This is a genomic window from Pseudomonas sp. GM25 (genome assembly GCF_000282255.1).
GTDB classification, from domain to species: Bacteria; Pseudomonadota; Gammaproteobacteria; order Pseudomonadales; family Pseudomonadaceae; genus Aquipseudomonas; species Aquipseudomonas aphyarum.
On sequence record NZ_AKJQ01000077.1, the window covers coordinates 1 to 21,139 of the forward strand.

The window sequence follows — 21,139 nt, forward strand, 5'->3', positions numbered from 1 at the left end:
TCGGCTGCCAAGCCGAAAGTCGCCGATTACCCGTTTACCACCCTGGTACCGAACCTGGGTGTTGTCAGCGTCGATCGCTGGAAAAGCTTCGTCATCGCCGACATTCCGGGTCTGATCGAAGGTGCTTCCGACGGTGCCGGCCTGGGCATTCGTTTCCTCAAGCACCTGGCGCGTACCCGTCTGTTGCTGCACCTCGTGGATATGGCGCCGCTGGACGACAGCAGTGCGCCGGACGCCGCTGAAGTGATCGTCAACGAGCTGATCAAGTTCAGCCCGTCGCTGGCCGAGCGTGATCGCTGGCTGGTGCTGAACAAGTGCGACCAGATCCTCGAAGAAGAGCACGAGGAGCGGGTCAAGGAAGTGGTCGAGCGTCTGCAGTGGGAAGGTCCGGTCTACGTGATCTCGGCCATCGCCAAAGACGGCACCGAGCGCCTGACGCGCGACATCATGCGTTATCTGGAAGATCGTGCCGATCGCCTGGCCAATGACCCGGCTTACAAGGAAGAGCTGGCCGATCTCGATCAGCGCATCGAAGACGAAGCCCGTGCTCAGTTGCAGGCGCTGGATGACAAGCGTGCCCTGCGTCGCAGCGGCGTGAAGTCGGTCCACGACATCGGCGACGATGACTGGGACGAAGAAGATGTGGATGACGAAGACGGTCCGGAAATCATTTACGTGCGTGACTGATTCGTTGCAGTAAACTTAAGCGCCGCTCAATCGAGCGGCGTTTTAGTATCTGGAAATCGATTGTTGGTCACGAAGAACCACGAATAACGTCACGGGCAGTGCCAGGTCGCGCTGCCCTCAAGCTAAGGTTGAAGATGATGCGGAGCAAGGTGACAGGTGCGCAGCGTTGGGTCGTGAAGATCGGCAGCGCTTTGCTGACAGCGGATGGCAAAGGGCTGGATCGCGCGGCAATGGGTGTCTGGGTCGAGCAGATGGTGGCTTTGCATGAGGCCGGCGTCGAGCTGGTGCTGGTGTCCTCCGGGGCAGTGGCGGCGGGCATGAGTCGCCTCGGCTGGACCGCGCGACCCAGTGCGATGCACGAGCTCCAGGCCGCTGCAGCAATCGGTCAGATGGGCTTGGTGCAAGCCTGGGAGTCGAGCTTTGCCGAGCATGGCCGGCACACTGCGCAGATTCTCCTGACTCACGACGACCTGTCCGATCGCAAGCGCTACCTGAACGCCCGTAGCACCTTGCGTGCGCTGGTCGAGCTGAAAGTCATCCCGGTAATCAACGAGAATGACACCGTGGTCACCGACGAAATCCGTTTCGGCGACAACGACACGCTCGCGGCGCTGGTGGCCAACCTGGTCGAGGCTGATCTGCTGGTGATCCTGACGGATCGCGACGGCATGTTCGACGCTGATCCGCGCAATAACCCTGACGCCCAGCTGATTTACGAAGCGCGCGCCGATGATCCGACGCTGGATGCGGTGGCGGGCGGTACTGGCGGTGCATTGGGTCGTGGCGGCATGCAGACCAAGCTGCGCGCGGCGCGTCTGGCGGCGCGTTCCGGTGCTCATACCATCATTGTTGGTGGGCGTCTGGAGCGCGTGCTCGATCGGCTGAAAGCGGGTGAGCGCATTGGTACGTTGCTGTCGCCTGAGCGCGGCATGCTCGCGGCGCGCAAGCAGTGGCTGGCCGGGCATCTGCAAACCCGTGGCACGCTGGTGCTGGATGATGGCGCGGTTTCCGCGTTGTCCCAAGGCAACAAAAGCCTGCTGCCGGTCGGCGTCAAACTGGTTCAGGGCAGTTTCCGTCGCGGCGAAATGGTGGTTTGCGTGGCGCCGGACGGTCGTGAGATCGCCCGTGGTCTGGCCAACTACAGCGCGCTGGAAGCACAAAAAATCATCGGTCAGTCGTCGGATGCGATTGTCGGTTTGCTGGGTTATATGGCTGAGCCGGAACTGGTTCACCGTGACAACCTGATTCTGGTGTAAGGAAAACGCGATGCGCATGGCAAAAGGATTGTTGGGCTTGTTGATGGCGCTGCCATTGCTGGCCTCGGCCGAGGAAATCGGCCAGGTGTCGACGGTGTTCAAGTTTGTCGGGCCGAACGACCGGATCGTGGTCGAGGCATTCGATGATCCGAAGGTTGAAGGCGTGACTTGCTACCTGTCGCGCGCCAAAACGGGTGGTGTGAAGGGTGGGTTGGGTCTGGCTGAGGATCGTGCCGAGGCGTCCATTGCTTGCCGTCAGGTCGGGCCGATCAACTTCAAGGGTGAGTTGAAGGATGGCGAAGAGGTGTTCAAGGAGCGCACTTCGCTGGTGTTCAAGACCATGCAGGTGGTGCGCTTCCTCGACAAGAAGCGCAATACGCTGGTGTATCTGGTCTACAGTGATCGCCTGATCGAGGGTAGTCCGCAGAATGCGGTGACGGCGATCCCGATTCTGCCGTGGGCGTCGGCTCATTAATTGTGCGTAAAAAAAGAGGAGCCGGTTGGCTCCTCTTTTTTTGCCTGTGATTTGCTGAAATCAGAGCAAATCGCAGGCAATAAAAAACCGACCCTGAGGTCGGTTTTTTAATGACTACGTCGATTAGGCAGCTTCTTTCAGTGCCTTGACGTGGCCATTCAGACGGCTCTTATGACGAGCAGCCTTGTTCTTGTGGATGATGCCTTTATCGGCCATGCGGTCGATAACTGGCACAGCCAGAACGTATGCAGCTTGAGCTTTTTCAGCGTCTTTTGCGTCGATGGCTTTAACTACATTCTTGATGTAGGTACGAACCATGGAACGCAGGCTGGCGTTGTGGCTGCGACGCTTCTCAGCCTGTTTTGCACGTTTTTTGGCGGAAGGTGAGTTGGCCACCGTCGAGCTCCTCGAAAGACTTTTTAGGAAATAGCAAACAAAATAGGCCGCGAATCATGCCGATGAAGAGATGTCTTGTCAAGGGCGCTTGAGACGTTCCGCTAAGTGGTAGGTATAAAGAGGCGGGATATTTATTTCCGGCGCTTGACCTGTAAACTCGCGAGCTTTGGCTCTGTGCTGTTGCGGCGCGGAGTATCGCACAAGTGGGCGCGTTATTCGCCTGCTGTTTATCGACAGGCACACATTCCTTCAATGAATCTGCTCAAATCGTTGGCCGCCGTCAGCTCTATCACGATGCTTTCCCGGATTCTCGGGTTTGTTCGCGACACGCTCATCGCTCGCACTTTCGGCGCCGGAATGGCGACCGACGCCTTCTTCATCGCCTTCAAACTGCCCAATCTGCTGCGCAGGATCTTCGCCGAGGGGGCGTTTTCCCAGGCTTTTGTGCCGATCCTGGCCGAATATAAAAACCAGAAGGGCGAAGAGGCAACTCGCACCTTTATTGCTTACGTTTCCGGCCTGTTGACGCTGGTACTGGCGCTGGTCACCGCGCTGGGCATGATCGCCGCGCCTTGGGTGATCTGGGCCACAGCCCCGGGTTTCACCGATACGCCGGAAAAATTCCAGCTGACCTCCGACCTGCTGCGAGTGACCTTCCCCTATATATTGCTGATCTCCCTGTCTTCACTGGCGGGTGCGATCCTCAATACCTGGAACCGTTTCTCGGTGCCGGCATTCGTGCCGACCCTGCTCAACGTCAGCATGATCGTGTTTTCGCTGTTCCTGACGCCGTACTTCGATCCGCCGGTGATGGCCCTTGGCTGGGCGGTGCTGGTCGGTGGTCTGGCGCAGTTGCTCTATCAACTGCCGCACCTGAAAAAAATCGGCATGCTGGTGCTGCCGCGCCTTAATCTGCGTGATACCGGTGTCTGGCGGGTGATGAAGCAGATGTTGCCGGCAATCATCGGCGTCTCGGTCAGCCAGATTTCCCTGATCATCAACACCATCTTCGCCTCGTTCCTGGTGGCGGGCTCGGTGTCGTGGATGTATTACGCCGACCGTCTCATGGAGTTGCCGTCCGGTGTGCTGGGTGTGGCGCTGGGCACGATCCTGCTGCCGACATTGGCCAAGACTTACGCCAGCAAGGATCGTCACGAATATTCGCGGATTCTCGACTGGGGCCTGCGCCTGTGCTTCGTACTGGTGTTGCCATGTGCACTGGCGCTGGGGATCCTGGCCGAGCCGTTGACGGTTTCGCTATTCCAGTACGGCCAGTTCAGCGGGTTTGACGCCGAGATGACTCAGCGGGCGTTGATTGCCTATTCTGTCGGTCTGCTCGGGATTATTGTGATCAAAGTGCTGGCGCCGGGTTTTTATGCGCAACAGAACATCCGTACACCGGTAAAAATCGCAATCTTCACTCTGGTGGTTACTCAACTGTTCAACCTGGTGCTGATCGGTCCGCTGGCCCACGCCGGGCTGGCACTGGCGATCAGCGCCGGTGCCTGCCTGAACGCCGGGCTGCTGTTCTATCAACTGCGCAAGCAGCAGATGTACCAACCGCAGCCGGGCTGGCTGAAGTTCGGTTTCAAGCTTGTGGTTGCGGTGGCGGTGATGTCGGCGGTGCTGTTGATCGGCATGCATTTCATGCCCGCGTGGGATCAGGGCCACATGCTGGAGCGTTTCCTGCGCCTGGGTGCGTTGGTGGTTGCCGGCGTGGTGGCTTATTTCGGCATGTTGCTGCTGCTCGGTTTCCGCCTGCGCGACTTCAATCGCAAGGCGTTGAGCTGAGGTTTCACCCTTGAAAGGCGGGCGCGAGCCGGCAGTTTTGTCGGCTCGATCACTTTGGGTTACGGTGTTGCCTGTCGTCGGCCGTCGGGTGTGGTTATAATCGGCCACTTTATGAGCAAGAAGCGCGTTATGCAGCTGGTTCGAGGCCTCCACAATCTGCGCCCCCAGCATCGGGGCTGCGTCGCCACTATTGGCAACTTTGACGGTGTTCACCGTGGTCACCAGGCCATTCTGGCCCGACTGCGTGAGCGTGCGCTCGAGTTGGGCGTACCCAGCTGCGTGGTGATTTTCGAGCCGCAGCCACGGGAATTCTTTGCCCCGGAGACCGCGCCGGCGCGTCTGGCCCGGTTGCGCGACAAGCTGCAACTGCTGGCCGCCGAAGGCGTTGACCGGGTTCTGTGCCTGGCCTTCAACCAGCGCTTAAGCAAGCTCAGCGCCAGCGAATTCGTCGATACCATCCTGGTCGATGGCCTCGGCGTGCAGCATCTGGAGGTCGGTGACGATTTCCGCTTCGGTTGCGACCGTCTCGGCGATTTCGATTTCCTGTTGCAAGCCGGCCAGGTCCACGGTTTTACCGTGGAAGCCGCGCAAACCGTCGAGCTGGACGGCATTCGCGTCAGCAGCACCCAGGTGCGCAACGCGTTGGCCGCTGCCGATTTCGCGTTGGCTGAACGCCTGCTGGGTCGCCCGTACCGGATTGCCGGTCGCGTGCTGCATGGCCAGAAGCTGGCCCGCCAGTTGGGTACGCCCACGGCGAACATTCAACTGAAACGCCGTCGCGTGCCGTTCACCGGGGTTTACCTGGTCGACGTCGACATCGACGGCAAGACCTGGCCCGGCGTCGCCAATATCGGCGTGCGGCCCACGGTACAAGGTGATGGCAAAGCCCACCTTGAAGTCCATCTTTTAGATTTTGCCGGCGATCTGTATGACCGGCGTTTGACGGTGGTTTTCCACCAGAAGCTGCGTGAAGAGCAGCGTTTCGCCTCCCTGGAGGCATTGAAAACGGCGATCAGCGCGGATGTCGCCGCCGCCCGTGCACTAGCCGCACCTAGCGCCCATCGCTAATGAAGAGCCTTAAATGACCGACTATAAAGCCACGCTAAACCTTCCGGACACCGCCTTCCCAATGAAGGCCGGCCTGCCACAGCGCGAACCGCAGATCCTGCAGCGCTGGGACAGTATTGGCCTGTACGGAAAGTTGCGCGAGATTGGCAAGGATCGTCCGAAGTTCGTCCTGCACGACGGCCCTCCGTACGCCAACGGTACGATCCACATCGGTCACGCACTGAACAAGATTCTCAAGGACATGATCATCCGCTCGAAGACCCTGTCGGGCTTCGACGCGCCGTATGTCCCGGGCTGGGATTGCCACGGCCTGCCGATCGAGCACAAGGTTGAAGTGACCCACGGCAAGAACCTGGGCGCGGACAAGACCCGCGAACTGTGCCGTGCCTACGCCACCGAGCAGATCGAAGGGCAGAAGTCCGAATTCATCCGTCTCGGCGTGCTGGGCGACTTCGCCAACCCGTACAAGACCATGGACTTCAAGAACGAGGCCGGCGAAATCCGTGCCCTCGCCGAAATCGTCAAGGGCGGTTTCGTATTCAAGGGCCTGAAGCCTGTGAACTGGTGCTTCGATTGCGGTTCGGCCCTGGCCGAAGCGGAAGTCGAGTACGAGCACAAGAAGTCCTCGACCATCGACGTCGCGTTCCCGATCGCTGACGAGGCCAAACTGGCCGCCGCGTTCGGTCTGCCGTCGCTGGGCAAACCGGCCTCGATCGTAATCTGGACCACCACCCCGTGGACCATCCCGGCCAACCAGGCGCTCAACGTTCACCCGGAATTCACCTACGCGCTGGTCGATATCGGCGACAAGCTGCTGGTGCTGGCTGAAGAGCTGGTCGAATCCTGCCTGACCCGTTACGGCGTCGAAGGCACTGTATTGGCCACCGCACCGGGTTCGGCGCTGGAGCTGATCAATTTCCGCCACCCGTTCTATGACCGTCTGTCGCCGGTGTACCTGGCCGACTACGTGGAACTGGGCGCCGGCACCGGCGTGGTTCACTCCGCCCCGGCCTACGGCGTGGACGACTTCGTGACCTGCAAGAAGTACGGCATGGTCAACGACGACATCCTCAACCCGGTACAGAGCAACGGCGTCTACGTGCCGTCGCTGGAGTTCTTCGGCGGCCAGTTCATCTGGAAGGCCAACCCGGCCATCGTCGAAAAACTGACCGAAGTCGGTGCGCTGCTGCACACCACCGTCATCGAACACAGCTACATGCACTGCTGGCGCCACAAGACCCCGCTGATCTACCGCGCCACCGCGCAGTGGTTCATCGGTATGGACAAAGAGCCAGTCAGCGGCGACACCCTGCGCGTACGCTCGCTCAAAGCCATCGAAGAAACCAAGTTCGTCCCGGCCTGGGGCCAGGCGCGCCTGCACTCGATGATCGCCAACCGTCCGGACTGGTGCATCTCCCGTCAGCGCAACTGGGGCGTGCCGATCCCGTTCTTCCTGAACAAGGAAAGCGGCGAGCTGCACCCGCGCACCGTCGAGCTGATGGAAGAAGTCGCCAAACGTGTCGAAGTCGAAGGCATCGAAGCCTGGTTCAAACTCGACGCTGCCGAACTGCTGGGCGATGAAGCGTCGCAGTACGACAAGATCAGCGACACCCTCGACGTCTGGTTCGACTCGGGCACCACGCACTGGCACGTCCTGCGCGGTTCGCACCCGATGGGCCACGAGACCGGTCCGCGTGCCGACCTGTACCTGGAAGGTTCCGACCAGCACCGTGGCTGGTTCCACTCTTCCTTGCTGACCGGCTGCGCCATCGACAACCATGCGCCGTACCGCGAGCTGCTGACCCACGGTTTCACCGTGGACGAGTCCGGCCGCAAGATGTCCAAGTCCCTGGGCAACGTGATCGCGCCGCAGAAAGTCAACGACACCCTGGGCGCCGACATCATGCGTCTGTGGGTCGCTTCGACCGACTACTCGGGCGAGATGGCCGTGTCCGAGCAGATCCTGCAGCGCAGTGCGGATGCCTATCGTCGTATCCGTAACACCGCGCGCTTCCTGCTTTCCAACCTGACCGGTTTCAACCCGGCCACCGACCTGCTGCCGGCCGAAGACATGCTGGCGCTGGATCGCTGGGCGGTGGATCGCACCCTGCTGCTGCAACGCGAGTTGCAAGAGCACTACGGCGAATACCGTTTCTGGAACGTCTACTCGAAGATCCACAACTTCTGCGTGCAGGAGCTGGGTGGTTTCTATCTGGACATCATCAAGGATCGCCAGTACACCACCGGCGCAGACAGCAAGGCCCGTCGTTCGTGCCAGACCGCGCTGTTCCACATCTCCGAAGCGCTGGTGCGCTGGATCGCGCCGATCCTGGCGTTCACCGCCGACGAGCTGTGGCAATACCTGCCGGGCGAGCGCAACGAATCGGTGATGCTCAACACCTGGTACGAAGGCCTGACCGAGTTGCCGGAAGGCTTCGAGCTGGGTCGCGAGTACTGGGATCGCATCATGGAAGTGAAGGTGGCGGTCAACAAAGAGATGGAAATCCAGCGCGCGGCCAAGGCCGTCGGTGGCAACCTGCAAGCCGAAGTGACGCTGTTCGCCGAAGACGCGCTGACCGCCGACCTGGCCAAGCTGAGCAACGAGCTGCGCTTTGTCCTGATCACTTCGACTGCCACTGTTGCGCCGTTCGTGCACGCTCCGGCCGATGCTGTGGCCACCGAAGTCAGCGGCCTGAAGCTGAAGATCGTCAAATCCGCCTTCCCGAAATGTGCCCGTTGCTGGCACTGCCGCGAAGACGTTGGCGTGAACCCGGAGCATCCGGAAATCTGCGGCCGTTGCGTGGACAACATCGATGGCGCTGGCGAGGTTCGTCACTATGCCTAATGCCGTTGGCCGTTTCGGACGGCTGAGCTGGCTCTGGTTGAGCTTGCTGGTTCTGGTCATTGACCAGGCCAGCAAGTTCTACTTCGAAGGCAAGCTCGAGATGTTCCAGCAGATCGTGATCATCCCTGATTACTTCAGCTGGACACTGGCCTACAACACCGGCGCTGCCTTCAGCTTCCTCGCGGACAGCTCCGGCTGGCAGCGCTGGCTGTTCGCCCTGATCGCGATAGCGGTCAGTGCGGTGCTGGTGGTCTGGCTCAAGCGCCTGGGCCGCAACGAAACCTGGCTGGCCATCGCGCTGGCGCTGGTTCTTGGCGGCGCACTGGGCAACCTTTATGACCGCATTGCCCTGGGCCATGTGATCGACTTCATTCTGGTGCACTGGCAGAACCGCTGGTACTTCCCGGCGTTCAACTTCGCCGACAGCGCCATCACCGTTGGCGCGGTGATGCTGGCACTGGACATGTTCAAAAGTAAAAAAACCGGAGAAACCGTTCATGACTGAACAGGTATTGGCTGAGCAACGCATCGGCCAGAACACGGAAGTCACCTTGCACTTTGCATTGCGCCTGGAGAACGGCGACACGGTCGACAGCACTTTCGACAAAGCCCCGGCGACCTTCAAGGTCGGCGACGGCAACCTGCTGCCAGGCTTCGAGGCGGCGCTGTTCGGTTTCAAGGCAGGGGACAAGCGTACCCTGACCGTCGAGCCGGAAAACGCCTTCGGCCAGCCGAACCCGCAAAACGTACAGATCATTCCGCGTTCGCAGTTCGCGGACATGGAACTGTCGCCGGGTCTGCTGGTGATCTTCAACGATGCGGCCAATACTGAGTTGCCGGGTGTGGTGAAAGAGTTCGACGACGCGCAAGTGACTGTCGACTTCAACCACCCGCTGGCTGGCAAAACGCTGACCTTTGACGTGGAAATCTTCTCCGTCAAAGCGCTGTAATCGCTGTTCTGCAGGAGCCGGCTGACCGGCTCCTGTAATGTTCCAATCTTTCGCGCGCAAGACACGAGGCACCGCATGCAAATCAAACTCGCCAACCCCCGTGGCTTCTGCGCCGGCGTGGACCGGGCGATCGAAATCGTCAACCGCGCCCTGGAGGTCTTCGGGCCGCCGATCTATGTGCGTCATGAAGTGGTGCACAACAAGTTCGTGGTCGAAGACCTGCGCAGTCGTGGCGCGATCTTCGTCGAAGAACTGGATCAGGTGCCGGACGACGTCATCGTGATCTTCAGTGCCCACGGCGTTTCACAAGCCGTGCGCACCGAAGCCGCCGGCCGTGGCCTGAAAGTGTTCGACGCCACCTGCCCGCTGGTGACCAAGGTGCATATCGAAGTCGCGAAATACAGTCGTGACGGTCGTGAGTGCATCCTGATCGGCCACGCCGGTCACCCGGAAGTCGAAGGCACCATGGGCCAGTACGACGCCAGCAATGGCGGCGCGATCTACCTCGTCGAAGACGAGAAGGATGTCGCCGAGTTGCAGGTACATAACCCGGACAAACTGGCCTTCGTCACCCAGACCACGCTGTCCATGGATGACACCAGTCGTGTCATCGACGCACTGCGTACGCGTTTCCCGGCCATTGGCGGGCCGCGCAAGGACGATATCTGCTACGCCACCCAGAACCGTCAGGATGCGGTCAAGCAACTGGCCGACGAATGCGACGTGGTGTTGGTGGTGGGCAGCCCGAACAGCTCCAACTCCAACCGCCTGCGTGAGCTGGCCGAACGCATGGCCACGCCGGCCTACCTGATCGATGGCGCCGAAGACCTGCAAAAGAGCTGGTTCGACGGTGTCGAGCGTATCGGCATCACCGCCGGCGCCTCCGCTCCGGAAGTCCTGGTGCGTGGCGTGATCCAGCAGTTGCAGGCCTGGGGCGCCACCGGCGCCGACGAACTGGCCGGGCGTGAGGAAAACATCACGTTCTCGATGCCTAAAGAGCTGCGCGTTCGCTCGATCTGATCGCTTTATCCTTTTGGCACAGCGCCTGTTCAGTCTTTTGACTGGTCAGGCGTACGCGGCCGGTCGCCGCCAGTACAACTTGAAGCTGGCTGACCGGCTCGCGAGCCGAGCATAGATGTAACGTCCCCGCCTGAAATTTCCGGTCCGGCACCAGTGGCTGGCCCAGGCTGCTGAAGCGTATGTAGCGGCTCACCAGCCAGTTGCCGACAATCGGTATCTTTCCGTCACTCGCCTGCTCGATCAGCAATGGATTACCGGCATCTCCCGGACCCTTTCCGCTGATATCCAGAATGATTCGCCAGCCCTGGCCCCAATCACCGTTGATGCCATGAATCACCACGCTCTGATTACGCGTGATGGCCATGGTCCGGGCATTGCGAATCCCGTCGAGCAAAGACTGCGCGGCCTGCTGCCGCCGGTTTGATTCGGTGAGGTCCGCCAATGCCGGACTGACCAGCGACAGAACAATTGCGCCGATCGCCAGTCCCATAAGCAGTTCGACCAGACTGAAGCCCTGTTGCGGCATGTGCGCGTCCTCCCTGGATTGTGCACAGCGGCGCAATCCGTGCGCCGTTCGCGGTAAATCAACCGGCGCATGCCGGTCGAATGTTCTAGGTTTGTACAGGTATAGCCGACGGCAACGGAGGGCATCGATGGATCATCGTACAAAAGGTTTCACGCTGATCGAGCTGTTGGTGGCGGTCGCGGTGTTTGTGATCCTGATCACGATGGCAGTGCCGGCGTTCACCCGTTCGGTGCAGGGCAGCAAGGCCGACACCGAGGTCGGCGACCTGCAACGGGCCCTCAATTACGCAAGGCTTGAGGCAATCAATCGGGGCATCACCACCCGCTTGCGGCCGAGCGCCGGCGGCAGTGTCTGGACCGGCGAGTTGTCGGTCTACGACAGTACTGGCACCCCGGCCAATGTATTGCGGGTTGTTCCAGCGATGAGCAGCGGCGCGACTCTGACGCTACCCTCTGGAGTGACCGCGCTGGATTTCAACAATCTGGGCGGACTGGCGGCACCGTCCACGGCGGTGGTCATTAGTTATGTGCTGGGAACGCAAAGCAGGACGCTGAACGTGTGTCTGAACGGACGAATTCAACTGGGTGGAAGTTGCGGATGAGGGCAGGGAGCAAGCACGCACAGGAGGGCATGACGCTGATCGAAGTGCTGGTCGCGTTACTGATTCTGACAGTCGGGTTGCTGGGCGCGGCGGCGGTTCAGCTCAATGCGCTGAAGTACACCGACAGCTCGCGCATGACCAGCCAGGCGAGTTTCATCGCCTACGACATGATGGACCGGATCCGCGCCAACTCGGGCGCCGACTACACCGTCACACCGCCGACCACGGGCAACCTGAGTGTCGCCCGGGATCAGGATCTCTACGACTTCACCACCAACATCGTCAATTTCGGCGGCCCGACCGCCACCGGCAGCATCACCCTCAATCAGCGCGTTTACACCATCACCATCACCTGGAGTGACGCGCGCGCCGCCAATACGAGCAGTGCGCCCCGCAGCTTTGTCCTGACCAGCCGCGCCGCAGTCGATCCGGTGGCTACGCCATGAGGCGCCAAAATCTGGGCTTCGGCCTGATCGAAATGCTGGTCGCCCTGGCGCTGGGGCTGATCGTGGTACTCGGCGTTGTGCAGATTTTCCTGGCGGCGAAGAACACCTACGTCAGCCAGAACAGTGCCGCCGCCATGCAGGAAGATGCGCGGTTCGTGCTGAGCAAGATGATCCAGGAGCTGCGCATGGTGGGTATGTTCGGCTGCCTGGGCACGATTACCGATTCCAGCTCGGCGGGAGATTTCAATGCGGCCCAGATCACGCCGATCAGCTGGGACAACGCCAACCTCAAGCTGACCCTGGTCACCGCCGATGTCGGCAGTGCGGGCGGGACACCGACCTGGACTGTGGTCTCCGATTGCCGTAACAGCGCCACCGCTTATACCGGCGCGCGGGCGGCGGCGACGGGCCAGATCGCGTTTCCGATCCGCCGGCTGGTCTACAGCTTCAGCAACAACCAGATTCTGATGGGCACCGGCAGCGGTAACCCGGCCCAGCAGGTGCTGGTGAACAACGTCAGTGCGTTCACGGTGATGTTTGGTCTGGCGAGTTCCGCGACCGATGTCGCGGCGTCCACCTACAGCGCCAATCCCGGTGATCCCGCGCGGATCCGCAGCGTGCGTCTGAGCCTGACCCTCACTGACCCGAACAATCGGGTCCGCAATCAAACCTTCAACGTGGTTGCCGCCTTGCGCAACCGCTTGCAGTGAGGGACGAGCGATGAACGTTTCTCTCCATCGGCGACGATCCCAGGGCGGCATGGTGTTGCTGGTCAGCCTGGTGTTTCTGCTGCTCCTGACGCTGATCGGCCTGTCATCGATGCAGAGCGCCAACCTGCAGGAAAAAATGGCGGGCAGCGTGAGCCTGCGCAATCAATCGTTCCAGACTGCCGAGGCGGCACTGCGTATCGGCGAAAGCGCGGTGCAACTGGACGGCTACGCGCTGGCGGTGTGCGCCAGCACCACTCAATGTGCGCCGCCGGCGGAATCCTCGGTGGTCAGCGCGGCGGGGCTCAACTCCACGTCGGGCGTGACCTGGATCGCCGCCGGCAGTGGGTTCTACGGGGTGCAGAACATCGGTACGACCCTGACGGCGGTGAACGTGCCGAGCAACACCTCGGCGACGTTATACCGGGTCACTGCCGTCGGCGTCGCCGGTACTTCGCGCAGTGTGGTGGAGAGTGTCTATGCGAAGTATTGAGCGACGCTTCAAGTGGCTGTCGCTGCTGCTTGGCATGCTGACCGGGCTCTATCTGGCTGCACCGGCGTTTGCTTTCACGCCGTCCGATTCGCCGCTGTTGAGCGCGGCTGCCGTGCCACCGAACGTGATGTTGATGATCGACGACTCGGGCAGCATGAACAGCATCATCTATGCGGCGGGTTTTGATCCGACTGTGGATCGCACGGCGGCCCGCCAGTGCAACGCGGTCATCGGCCTGTGTCTGAGCTCGACCGCCATTACCGGCGATACGATCTTTCTCTCAAGCCTGCCAACCTCCGGCTGCTCCGGCGGCGCCTATGCGTTCTACAACAACAGCCTGACGCCGCTCTGCCTGAAGCTGCCGGATCCGGTGGGCAGCGGCAACACCCGCTATTCGGCGGATTACATTTCCTACGTGGTCGGGCTGGCGATCAACAACGGCACACGCGACTTCACCACCGGGGCCATTCCCAATGATTACCGGATCAACGTGGCGCGCAACGTCTCCACCGCACTGGTCACCAGCAACCGCAACCTGCGCATGGGCCTGGCCACCTTCAATCCGGCCACCAGCAACAACCCCGGCAACGGCGGTTTCATTGCACGCTCCATCAGCGACCTGTCACCGGTCAGCGGCAGCGTGACCCAGGCCCAGGCCGACACCAACTACAACGCACTGATTTCTTCGATCAACGGCCTGAGCGCGGTGGCCAACACTCCCCTGGCCGAGACCTATTATGAAATCACCCGCTACATGCGCGGGATGGCGCCGTACTACAACAGCACGCCGAGCACTTACACCAGCCCGATCCAGTATCGCTGCCAGAAAAACTACGGGGTGGTGATCACTGATGGTTTGCCGACCTACGACCGCACCTTTCCGAGCAACGATCCGCTGGGTGGCAGCCGCTTGCCGAACTGGGACGGCATCAACAATGACGGGAACAACCTGAACGGGGACGGGGAGGGCGATACGCTGTACCTGGACGATATCGCCAAGTTCGCCTTCGACATCGACATGCGTTCGACCGGCACCGACGCGGCGGGCAAGAGCTGGAATGCGGTGGATTTTCCCAGGCAGAACATGAACACCTACACCGTGGGTTTCACAGCTTCCAACGACATGCTCTCGGACGCAGCGGATTACGGACAGGGCCGCTATTACCAGGCGACCGACAGCACCGGCCTGAATGCCGCGCTTTCCTCGGCGTTGAGCGATATCACCTCCAAGGCCGGTTCCGGCGGCAGCGGTGTCGCCAGCGGGACGACGCTGGCGAGCGGCACCAGTTATTTCCAGACCAGTTATGACCCCAAGGACTGGCGCGGCACGATCAAGTCCTTTGGCTTCAACTCGGCCGGGGCGGTCAACACCTCGGCGGTATTGTGGACCACTGACACAGCCATCGTGCCCGGCGCCACCGCGCCGACCTACCAGTCGTGGAACACCCTGAACAACGCGGCGGTGACGCTGGCCTACGGTAACTTCTCCCCGGCCCAGCAGACCGTTCTCGGCCAGGGTTTGCCCACCGGTATCAGCGGCATCGACCTGGTCGAATGGAGCAAAGGCACCAACAAGGCCGGGCTCAAAGTGCGCAGTGTGTTGCTTGGGGACGTCATCAACTCACCGCTGGTACTGGCCTCACCCACGGAAAAAACCGCCTCCGATCTGGCCGGTGACACCACCTACAGCACCTACCTGACGACCAAGGCTTCGAACATGAATGCCAGCCTCGTGGTGAACGCCAACGACGGTTTTGTCAGCGTCATCAACTCGGCCAACGGTACCCGGCGCTATGCCTACATGCCGTCGAGCGTATTGCCCTCGTTGCGCCTGATTGCCGATCCGAACTACGTCAATGGCGTCAGCCACAAGTTTCTGGTGGATGGTCAGATTGGTGTATTCGACGCGCAATTCGGCACAGCGTGGAAAACCCTGGCCATCGGCGGGACGGGGGCGGGCGGCAAGACTTTCTATGGGCTTCAACTGTTCGATGCCTCGGCGGGCAACGTTATCCGAGCCTTGTGGGAAGTCAGCGCGCCGGCCTCCGCCAGCACTTCCAACGCTTTTAATGATCTGGGTTACGCCTATGCCCGTCCGGAAGTGGCACGCTTGGCCGATGGTCGCTGGGCGGCGTTCATTGCCAACGGTTACGGCAGCAACTCAGGGGTGGCGGCGCTGTATGTGCTGGATGTGCGTGACGGCTCGCTGATCAAGAAAATCGTCATCGACAGCACGGAAACCACCAACGGTCTGTCCTCGGTGAAGCTGCGGGTCAATTCGCAGAACGTTGTGCAGGCCGCATATGGCGGTGACTTGAAGGGACGGCTGTGGAAATTCGACCTGAGCGCCACCTCGTCCGACAGCTGGGGCGTGGCGTTTTCCGGCAAGCCGTTGTTCACCACGGCTGGCGGGGCGACTCAGCCGATCACCGCGCAACCGTTGCTGGCGGACAACGCCCTGGGCGGCAAACAGATTTTCGTCGGCACCGGCAAATTCAACGAGACCGCCGACAAGACCAACAAGGATCTGCAGGCGTTCTATTCGGTGTGGGACGCCGATGGCGGGTCGGGCCAGATCACGGTCAGCAGTTTGCAGGCGCAGGCGATTACCGGAGTGTTCTCTGGCAGTTCCGGGCAGTTCGTCACCACCAGCCAGAACGACACGACCTATCCGGCGGAGAAGGGCTGGTACCTGCCGCTGGTGTACAACAACGCATTGACCGGCGAACGGGTGATCAATCAGGCCAGTCTGGTGCTGGGACGCATCGTGTTCACCACGGCCAGTGTCGATACCACCGACCCGTGTTCCAGTTTCGGTACCGGCAAACTGATAGAACTCGATGCGTTCAGCGGTAAGATGCTCAACTACGCGGTGCTCGACACCAACGCCGATGGCGTGGTCGACAGCAACGATACGATTTCCAGCGGCGTGGTGTTCACCGGCGGTATCCCGACCCTGAACGCCATCGTCAACGGTGCATCACGCAAGGTCGTGAACGATTCCAGTGGCGGCATCACCACCCTGGTGGAAAAGTCCGGCGGCGGCAGCCGTCGTATCATGTGGCGGCAAATTCAGTAAGCGAGAGTTCGAGGCATGCGCAGATCCAACCGAGGTTTCACCCTGATCGAAATCATGATCGTGATTGCGATCATCGGTATCGTCATCACCATCGGCTATCCGAGCCTCACCGAATACGTGAAGAAGGGCCGCCGTGCCGACGTAGTCAGCAATTTGTCGGAACAGGCACAGATCCTTGAGCGCTTCTATTCGAAGAACAACGTCTACACCGGTGTCACCGGGTTGAGCACCGGCAACGATTTCTACATCATCACGCCGACAATCACCGATCAGACCTTCCTGCTGACTGCGACCCGCAAGACCGGCACGGCCATGGCCACTGACAAGTGCGGGGATTTCACCCTCACCAACACCGGTGTCAGAAGCATGAACAACGCGACCACCGGGCTGACCACCAAGGATTGCTGGGGCCGCTGAGCCGCTTTATTTCGGGCGCCATTTGCGCCCACTGTCTTTTTTACGGTTGGATCAAACATGACCAGGCAACAGCAAGTGGTGATTGTCGGTGGCGGGGTGATTGGCCTGCTCACTGCGTACAACCTCGCCTCCGAGGTCGGCAGCGTGGTGCTGCTGGATCGTTCGAACGTCGGCCAGGAATCGTCCTGGGCCGGCGGCGGTATCGTCTCTCCGCTGTATCCTTGGCGCTACAGCCCGGCCGTCACTGCGCTGGCGCACTGGTCGCAGGATTTTTATCCACAGCTGGGCGAGCGTCTGTTTGCCGATACCGGGGTCGACCCCGAAGTGCACACCACTGGCCTGTACTGGCTGGACCTGGATGACGAAGCCGAAGCGCTGGCGTGGGCTGCGCGGGAAAACCGTCCGCTGCGGGCTGTGGATATCTCGGCGGCGCATGATGCGGTGCCGGTGCTCGGTGGCGGTTTTTCCCGGGCGATCTACATGGCCGATGTGGCCAACGTGCGCAATCCTCGGCTGGTGAAGTCTTTGAAAGCGGCGTTGCAGGCGCTGCCGAACGTGACGATTCATGAGCAGTGTGAAGTCAGCGGGTTTGTCCGTGATCGCGAGCGGGTGGTGGGCGTGCAGACCTCCACGGGTGTGATCACCGGTGATCAGGTCGTTCTTACCGCAGGTGCGTGGAGCGGCGAACTGCTCAAGACCTTGAACCTGTCGCTGCCGGTGGAGCCGGTCAAAGGCCAGATGATTCTCTACAAGTGCGCGGCGGATTTCCTGCCGAGCATGGTGCTGGCCAAGGGGCGCTACGCGATTCCGCGCCGCGACGGGCACATTCTGATCGGCAGTACGCTGGAGCACGAAGGTTTCGACAAGACCCCGACGGACAACGCGCTGGAAAGCCTCAAGGCTTCGGCAGTCGAGTTGTTGCCGGCGCTGGCCGATGCTGAAGTGGTGGGGCATTGGGCCGGGCTGCGACCGGGTTCACCGGAAGGCATTCCTTATATTGGGCGGGTTCCGGGATTTGACGGTCTGTGGCTGAACTGCGGTCATTACCGCAACGGACTGGTGCTGGCGCCGGCGTCCTGTCAGTTGTTTGCCGATGTGATGCTGGGGCGCACGCCGATCATTGATCCGGCGCCGTATGCACCGGCCGGACGGATCTAGTCAGTTTTTCTTCCGATGACTGACAAATCGCCTTCGCGGGCTTGCCCGCGAAGGGGCCCTTAATCCAGCCCCAGTTTCTTCAGCCTGTAGCGCATCGAGCGAAACGAAAGACTCAACCGCTGCGCTGCCGCCGTGCGATTCCAGCGGGTTTCTTCCAGCGCCTGCAAAATCAGTTTGCGCTCGACGCTTTCCAGATAGTCTTCCAGGTTGTCGATCTGCGTGAGATCGGCAATGCCGCCTTCAGCAGTGCCGTTTCCTTCACTCAGACGTAAATCCTCTGCCTCGATCGTGCGGTTTTCACACAGGGTATGTGCCCGCTCAAGCACGTTCTCCAGCTCCCGCACGTTGCCCGGAAACCGGTAGTTTTTCAGCGCCTCGAGGGCATGGGGATGAAGACGTGCCGCCGGCTGCCCGGTGCCATTGGCCAGGCGTTTGAGCATATGGCCGGCCAAGGCTTCGATGTCCTCGCGACGTTCGCGCAGGGACGGTACGCGCAGTTCGATCACGTTCAGCCGGTAATACAGATCCTGACGGAAACGCTCGGCAGCCACTTCCGCATCGAGGTCCTTGTGCGTCGCGCAGAGGATGCGCACATCGACCACGGTTTCCTGTTGGCCGCCAACGCTGCGCACGGCTTTTTCCTGAATCGCCCGCAGCAGCTTGACCTGCATCGGCAGTGGCAGGTCCGCCACTTCATCGAGAAACAGCGTGCCGCCGTGGGCAGCCTGAAACAGCCCCGGTTTATCCTCCACCGCGCCACTGAAACTGCCTTTGCGGTGGCCGAAGAACTCGCTTTCCATCAACTCAGACGGAATCGCCCCGCAGTTCACCGGCACGAACGGCTGGCTGGCGCGCGGGCCCTGTTCATGAATCAGCCGGGCCACCAGTTCCTTGCCGCTGCCGGATTCGCCGCTGATGTAAACCGGTGCCTGGCTGCGGGCCAGTTTGTCGATCTGCTTGCGCAGATTGCGCATCGGTGGTGAATCGCCGAGAAGCAGCCGGTCGATCGAAGTGCAGACATTGCCCGGCGCCGGCATGCGCAACGCCGAGCCAACCAGTTCGCGAAGGCGTGTCAGGTCCACCGGTTTGGTCAGGAAGTCGAAAGCCCCGGCCTTCAAGGCGTTGATCGCCGTTTCCAGGCTGCCGTACGCGGTGATCATTGCCACCGGCAGTTGTGGATAACGTTGCTGGATATGCTGCACCAGTTCCAGGCCCGTGCCGTCGGGCAGGCGCATGTCGGTCAGGCACAGGTCGAAGGTCTCGCGGTGCAGCAGCGCCTGGGCTTCATTGAGATTGCGTGCGCTGAAGGTGTCGAGTTTCATCCGTCCCAGGGTGATTTCCAGGAGTTCGCGGATATCCGGCTCGTCGTCGACGATGAGGATTTTTTGCCGTGGGCTCGTGTTCAACTTTGTTTCCGTCCGTGAGCAAAGGTGATGCGAAAGCAGCCGCCGCCTTGGCGTGATTTGAAGTCTAGGCGCGCTTGATTGCTTTCGCACAGCTCACGGGACAGATAAAGCCCAAGGCCGGTGCCCTGGCTGCTGGTGGTAAAGAACGGTTCGAACAGGTGAGCCTGTTGATCCAGCGGCACGCCGGGGCCGTTGTCCTGCACTTCGAGCACGGCCAGCGTGCTTTCGGGGTCGATCGACAGCGTCAGCCAGACCTCGGCCGGATCGTGCAAAAGGGCACTGTGGCGCCAGCCGTTGCGTAACAGATTGTCGAGAATCTGCGTGAGCTGGCCGGGATCCATCAACGTACGGAAATCCCCCGGGCCAATGTGCAGATGAATGTGCTGGCGCTCGCCGGCCTGTTCGCGGCTCTCGCTGACGAACTGCTCCAGCCACGGTTTGAGATCCAGCCGTTGCGGTGCGCTCTGCTGACGGCGGGACAGTTGCAGGACGTTTTCGATGACTCGGTTCATGCGCTGGGAGTGGTCTTGAATGATCTGCGTCAGACGCCGATCCGCGCCGTCGAGTTCCTCGGATTCCTGCAACAGCTGCGCGGCATGACTGATGGCTCCCAGCGGATTGCGGATTTCATGGGCGATACCGGCAGTCAGCCGGCCCAGTGCGGCGAGTTTCAATTGCTGGGCCTGCTGGGCGATCTGGGCGAGGTCTTCGAGAAACACCAGGGTCTGGCGGTTCGGGCTCAGTTCCAGGGCAATGAAGCTCGGCTGCAGCTCCAGGCCATTGCCGGCGATTTTCAGGCTTTGTGGGCGCAGGGTCGGGTTGTTCAGCCACAGTTGCAGGCGTTCGACCAACGCGCTCGAGTGCTCGTCGATCAAGTCGCCTTCAAGGTGTGTCTGGCCCAGCAGGGTTTTGGCGCTGTGATTGGCCAGTTGCACCCGGCGCTGTTCGTCGAGCACCAGAATGCCGGTGCGCATGCGTTGCAGGATCAGCGCGTTGAGGGCTTCGAGCCCCACCACCTCGCTGGCTCGCAGCTCGGCCAGGTTCTCACTGACTTCGAGACGACGGATCAACCCTTGCACCAGCAGAGAGGCAGCGAAGCACAAGGCGCCGAGGGTGCCGGCCTGCAGATAGTCGTTGGCGCTCAGGGGATGGCTGAAACTCAGCAGAAAGCTGAGTCCGACGATGCCGAGGGTGGCGACGGCGGCGATCAGCAGGCCGATGCGTCGTCGCAGCAAGGTGTTGCTGATGGCCACCGAAACGATCAGCAGGTTGCCGATCGCACTGGCCACGCCGCCCGCCGCGTAGAACACGCCGCACAGCAGCAGAATGTCGACCAGTGCCAGGCCGAACAACTGGGCCGGGCGGCGGATATTCTCGAGGAACACCACCAGCAGGATGTTCAGCACCAGGTACAACCAGCTGCCATTGCGCAGCAACTCGTCGTTGGCCGAGGTCAGCAGGCGGTTGTCCATGTTGCTGGAGATCAGCAACACCAGGGTGATGCCGACACTCAAACGGTACAGATGATAGAGGCGCAGCAGTCGCTGAGCCTGTTTGCTGTCGGCGTTGTCGGCCTCAGCGATCACTGGAACCGGGGCCTTGCTCAAGGTGAGCCTGGCTGCAATACCACTGTTGTTGAAGGTTCAGCGCGCGGTCGCGGGGCAGGTGCACGCCGCAATGGGCGCAGCGCACCATCGGCGCGGCATCCTGTTCGCGAGGCGATCGGGTGGACGAGGCGGGGGCCTTGAATTTGCGCCACAACCAGACAGCAGCGGCGATCAAGGCAATCCAGAACAGTAAACGAAGCATGATGGGCGG

21 protein-coding genes are annotated in these 21,139 nt (G+C 61.0%); 16 read left to right on the plus strand and 5 right to left on the minus strand.

The genetic code is table 11. The features are described 5' to 3' along the window. From PMI24_RS26360 to PMI24_RS26370, 3 genes are all read left to right on the plus strand, one after another. Positions 1–687, plus strand: a 687-nt coding sequence (locus PMI24_RS26360) for a GTPase (protein WP_007959530.1), incomplete at its 5' end; no start/stop codon positions are given. A gap of 137 nt (positions 688–824) precedes the next feature. Then, on the plus strand, positions 825–1,943 hold the full coding sequence (proB, locus tag PMI24_RS26365) for a glutamate 5-kinase (protein WP_045121906.1): 1,119 nt from the start codon (positions 825–827) through the stop codon (positions 1,941–1,943). 10 nt (positions 1,944–1,953) lie between these two features. After that, on the plus strand, positions 1,954–2,418 hold the full coding sequence (locus PMI24_RS26370) for a CreA family protein (protein WP_007959533.1): 465 nt from the start codon (positions 1,954–1,956) through the stop codon (positions 2,416–2,418). Between the two features lie 123 nt (positions 2,419–2,541). Here the strand turns inward: PMI24_RS26370 and rpsT are convergent, their stop codons facing one another. After that, positions 2,542–2,814, minus strand: coding sequence for a 30S ribosomal protein S20 (rpsT, locus tag PMI24_RS26375; RefSeq protein WP_003228351.1), 273 nt, complete (start codon positions 2,812–2,814; stop codon positions 2,542–2,544). Between the two features lie 252 nt (positions 2,815–3,066). Between rpsT and murJ the strand changes: the two genes are divergently transcribed. The 6 genes from murJ (at position 3,067) to ispH (ending at position 10,488) form a co-directional block, all read left to right on the plus strand. Continuing rightward, positions 3,067–4,605 carry a murein biosynthesis integral membrane protein MurJ gene (murJ, locus tag PMI24_RS26380; protein ID WP_007959535.1) on the plus strand — a complete coding sequence of 513 codons (1,539 nt, stop codon included), beginning with the start codon at positions 3,067–3,069 and terminating at the stop codon, positions 4,603–4,605. Between the two features lie 129 nt (positions 4,606–4,734). Further along, on the plus strand, positions 4,735–5,673 hold the full coding sequence (ribF, locus tag PMI24_RS26385; protein ID WP_007959537.1) for a bifunctional riboflavin kinase/FAD synthetase: 939 nt from the start codon (positions 4,735–4,737) through the stop codon (positions 5,671–5,673). Positions 5,674–5,686: 13 nt separating this feature from the next. Then, the gene (gene ileS / locus PMI24_RS26390; RefSeq protein WP_007959538.1) at positions 5,687–8,518 is read left to right on the plus strand and encodes an isoleucine--tRNA ligase; all 2,832 of its coding nucleotides are present in this window, start codon (positions 5,687–5,689) and stop codon (positions 8,516–8,518) included. Continuing rightward, positions 8,511–9,023, plus strand: coding sequence for a signal peptidase II (lspA, locus tag PMI24_RS26395; protein WP_007959539.1), 513 nt, complete (start codon positions 8,511–8,513; stop codon positions 9,021–9,023). The genes ileS and lspA overlap by 8 nt, the downstream gene beginning before the upstream one ends. A gap of 7 nt (positions 9,024–9,030) precedes the next feature. Further along, entirely contained in the window at positions 9,031–9,468 is a 438-nt protein-coding gene (gene fkpB, locus PMI24_RS26400) for an FKBP-type peptidyl-prolyl cis-trans isomerase (RefSeq protein WP_170928297.1), read from the plus strand. Between the two features lie 75 nt (positions 9,469–9,543). Next, positions 9,544–10,488 carry a 4-hydroxy-3-methylbut-2-enyl diphosphate reductase gene (gene ispH / locus PMI24_RS26405; RefSeq protein WP_007959549.1) on the plus strand — a complete coding sequence of 315 codons (945 nt, stop codon included), beginning with the start codon at positions 9,544–9,546 and terminating at the stop codon, positions 10,486–10,488. On the opposite strand, the gene PMI24_RS26410 is transcribed toward ispH, so the two are convergent. Then, complete coding sequence (locus tag PMI24_RS26410) at positions 10,460–11,014, minus strand: GspH/FimT family pseudopilin (RefSeq protein WP_007959551.1); 555 nt, start codon at positions 11,012–11,014, stop codon at positions 10,460–10,462. The two genes, ispH and PMI24_RS26410, sit on opposite strands and share 29 nt — an antisense overlap. 127 nt (positions 11,015–11,141) lie before the next feature. Here PMI24_RS26410 and PMI24_RS26415 point away from each other — a divergent pair, with 127 nt between their 5' ends. From PMI24_RS26415 to thiO, 7 genes are read left to right on the plus strand one after another with little or no spacing between them, the layout of a single operon-like run. Continuing rightward, on the plus strand, positions 11,142–11,615 hold the full coding sequence (locus tag PMI24_RS26415; protein ID WP_007959553.1) for a GspH/FimT family pseudopilin: 474 nt from the start codon (positions 11,142–11,144) through the stop codon (positions 11,613–11,615). After that, the gene (pilV, locus tag PMI24_RS26420) at positions 11,612–12,061 is read left to right on the plus strand and encodes a type IV pilus modification protein PilV (RefSeq protein ID WP_007959555.1); all 450 of its coding nucleotides are present in this window, start codon (positions 11,612–11,614) and stop codon (positions 12,059–12,061) included. Before PMI24_RS26415 ends, pilV begins: the two co-directional genes overlap by 4 nt. Further along, positions 12,058–12,771, plus strand: a complete 714-nt coding sequence (locus tag PMI24_RS26425) for a PilW family protein (RefSeq protein WP_007959556.1) — start codon at positions 12,058–12,060, stop codon at positions 12,769–12,771. The genes pilV and PMI24_RS26425 overlap by 4 nt, the downstream gene beginning before the upstream one ends. Before the next feature lie 10 nt (positions 12,772–12,781). After that, positions 12,782–13,261 carry a pilus assembly PilX family protein gene (locus PMI24_RS26430; RefSeq protein ID WP_007959558.1) on the plus strand — a complete coding sequence of 160 codons (480 nt, stop codon included), beginning with the start codon at positions 12,782–12,784 and terminating at the stop codon, positions 13,259–13,261. Then, positions 13,248–16,340 (plus strand): pilus assembly protein, encoded by a 3,093-nt coding sequence (locus PMI24_RS26435; protein ID WP_007959560.1) that lies wholly within the window; start codon positions 13,248–13,250, stop codon positions 16,338–16,340. Before PMI24_RS26430 ends, PMI24_RS26435 begins: the two co-directional genes overlap by 14 nt. Before the next feature lie 15 nt (positions 16,341–16,355). Then, positions 16,356–16,757, plus strand: a complete 402-nt coding sequence (locus PMI24_RS26440; RefSeq protein WP_007959562.1) for a type IV pilin protein — start codon at positions 16,356–16,358, stop codon at positions 16,755–16,757. Positions 16,758–16,814: 57 nt separating this feature from the next. Next, positions 16,815–17,915 carry a glycine oxidase ThiO gene (gene thiO / locus PMI24_RS26445; protein WP_007959563.1) on the plus strand — a complete coding sequence of 367 codons (1,101 nt, stop codon included), beginning with the start codon at positions 16,815–16,817 and terminating at the stop codon, positions 17,913–17,915. Between the two features lie 59 nt (positions 17,916–17,974). Here the strand turns inward: thiO and PMI24_RS26450 are convergent, their stop codons facing one another. From PMI24_RS26450 to PMI24_RS26460, 3 genes are read right to left on the minus strand one after another with little or no spacing between them, the layout of a single operon-like run. Beyond that, entirely contained in the window at positions 17,975–19,321 is a 1,347-nt protein-coding gene (locus tag PMI24_RS26450) for a sigma-54-dependent transcriptional regulator (RefSeq protein WP_007959564.1), read from the minus strand. Continuing rightward, positions 19,318–20,907 (minus strand): sensor histidine kinase, encoded by a 1,590-nt coding sequence (locus PMI24_RS26455; protein WP_045121907.1) that lies wholly within the window; start codon positions 20,905–20,907, stop codon positions 19,318–19,320. The genes PMI24_RS26450 and PMI24_RS26455 overlap by 4 nt, the downstream gene beginning before the upstream one ends. After that, a complete protein-coding gene (locus tag PMI24_RS26460) occupies positions 20,897–21,130 on the minus strand; it encodes a PP0621 family protein (RefSeq protein ID WP_039771683.1) in 234 nt (77 codons plus the stop codon). The genes PMI24_RS26455 and PMI24_RS26460 overlap by 11 nt, the downstream gene beginning before the upstream one ends. Positions 21,131–21,139: the final 9 nt, after the last annotated feature.